Genomic DNA, 2,251 nt, shown 5'->3' with positions numbered 1-2,251 from the left:
CAGTTAAATAGCCTGTCACTATTACACCAGGGCTTCACCGTATTGGGTTCTATTTTTTCATAGTGATCGTAGGCATTGACAGCCGTGAACCAGTGCCGGCCGGCTTCATTGATAAATACCGGATGAGGTATTCCTATTTCTTTTATAAGCCCATACGTTAGTAAGCTATCCTTTCCACCACTGCTTAGGATAATATACTCGTCATTTTTTACGGAATTCTCGGATTTAAGGAGCGATAGGTTTTGATAATCAGAATTGACAAATTGTATCTTCGCAGCGGTATATTCGGATTTAGTTGCCACTTCCAGTGTATTATAGGGTGGCTTCAGGAATTCATTCTTCCCGTAAAATTTTAACACCAGGATCTCCCTGGACGTATTTTCCATCATATCCTTAAGAAAGCGCTGATCCGTATGGTCGAACAAGCCATCAAAGACAATTTCTTCAAAAAAAAGGCCGTAATTCAAGGCTACTTGCGCCACCATCATGGAAGCCAGATTGACGTCCTTAGGATTATTTGTATCGAAATAGGAGGAATTGTAGGAGTAGATCAACTGATTGCTCACTTCACTTCCATCTTTTTTTATGACGGCATAAGTGGCTTTTACCCTTTTAGGTTCAATGACAAGCTCATGAATTAGGAGTTTTTTGAAGACTACCAGCGCACTAATTTGAACCATTTGATGTTATTAAGTCTGTAGTATGGAATATTATACCAAAAAGTGTGAAATACATTAAAAATATCTGTAGCACTTTTAAAAGCTTAAAGGTATTGATTTTTTAACACATTTATAGCTGTTGTCGCCGGGAATCGCCTTATTTTATTGGTTTTAACCTTGTTGATCCCATCTAAAAATTAACAGCAATACTATTGTTAATTGAAATAATTTTGCGTACTTATTAGTTAAACAATTTATGAAAACCAGCGTTATCACAATTACCCTTCTTTTACTTTGGCACGGAATGCTCCTTGCACAAGAAGAGCTTCCCTTATCTGTTCCCAATGATCAGATAAAACCTTTGCGCTCTTTGGTAGACACCAAATTGCAAATAAGTCTTGAAAATCAACTTATGAAAAATCCAAAGTGGAAAAAGTTGATAGACTCTAAACGAATGGCCGTTGGGGTTGTAGATCTCAGGGATCCAAACAAGGTGGCTTTTGCGAGGATCAACGGCAACCATATGATGTATGCCGCAAGTCTTCCAAAAATTGCCATTTTACTGGCTGCCATGGATGCTATAGAAAAAGGCGACCTAAAGGAAACTTCGGAGGTTAAAAAGGATATGCAGTTAATGATAAGCAAATCGGATAACGCAGCTTCTACTCGAATGATAGACAGAGTAGGTTATGATCAAATTGAACACGTCATGACAGATCCCGAATATGAGTTCTATGATGAGGAGACCGGGGGTGGACTTTGGGTAGGGAAGCGCTATGGTGGAGGTGGTGACACCCACCGAGAACCCTTAAAAAATTTGAGTCATGCCGCTACAGTCACCCAGGTATGCCGTTATTATTACTTATTAGTGAATGGCGAACTGGTCACAAGAGAGCGATCTTCACAGATGCTCGATATTCTGGAAAACCCGGCTTTGCACCATAAATTTGTCAACACCCTTAATATCCTTGCCCCGGATGCACGCATCTTTCGAAAATCTGGATCCTGGAAGAATTACCATTCAGATTCTGTCCTGGTTTGGGGGATCGATAAGAACAGACGCTATATTCTGGTAGCATTAATTGAAGATCCTGCTGGGGAACAGATCATTCGTAATTTAGTAAGGCCTGTAGAAACGGCCCTTAAAACTGTAAAAAATTACAAGAAAGTTAATTAGATCCATTTGCCTTAATGATCTTACAGGAAGTCCTAAAAAAAACATTTAACATACGAGAAGGAGAATTTAAGATCTCCTTTCTGATGCAGCTCTACGTGTTTTTGATCATTACCAGTTTACTGATCATAAAACCTACAGTGAATTCCTTATTCCTATCAGATCTCGGGGTAGAAAGCCTTCCAATAGCCTTTTTGTGGGTAGCGATCGTTGCATATCTGTGTTCTTATTTCTATTCCAAGGCACTTACACGTTTCTCGCTTTTAAAAGTGATCAAAACCACCTTACTGATCACTATTTTTATTTTAGCCGGACTTACCGTCCTCCTGAAGTTCAATCTGCTGAATGCCTGGATTCTTTACTTTTTCTACGTTTGGGTAGCCATTCACGCCGTACTATCTGCCTCTCAGTTTTGGGT

At 39.5% G+C, this 2,251-nt stretch carries 1 protein-coding gene and 2 pseudogenes; 2 read left to right on the top strand and 1 reads right to left on the bottom strand.

Annotated elements, in window-relative coordinates:
- Positions 1 to 680, bottom strand: a pseudogene (locus WBM49_RS13625) (hypothetical protein); the annotation flags it as partial.
- Positions 681 to 915: 235 nt separating this feature from the next.
- On the opposite strand from WBM49_RS13625, the gene WBM49_RS13620 reads away from it, so the two are divergent.
- Together WBM49_RS13620 and WBM49_RS13615 are read left to right on the top strand one after the other, a co-directional pair.
- Positions 916 to 1,836 (top strand): serine hydrolase, encoded by a 921-nt coding sequence (locus WBM49_RS13620; RefSeq protein WP_424372594.1) that lies wholly within the window; start codon positions 916 to 918, stop codon positions 1,834 to 1,836.
- Positions 1,837 to 1,850: 14 nt separating this feature from the next.
- Positions 1,851 to 2,251: pseudogene (locus tag WBM49_RS13615) on the top strand (MFS transporter); the annotation flags it as partial.

This window comes from Muriicola sp. (genome assembly GCF_049669965.1).
In the GTDB taxonomy this organism is placed as follows: Bacteria; Bacteroidota; Bacteroidia; order Flavobacteriales; family Flavobacteriaceae; genus Muriicola.
This window is presented reverse-complemented; position numbering and strand designations above follow the sequence as displayed.

Bases quoted from the DNA above. Each gene is read 5' to 3' on its own strand.
- WBM49_RS13620 (WP_424372594.1), top strand. From the start codon at position 916: ATGAAAACCAGCGTTATCACAATTACCCTTCTTTTACTTTGGCACGGA.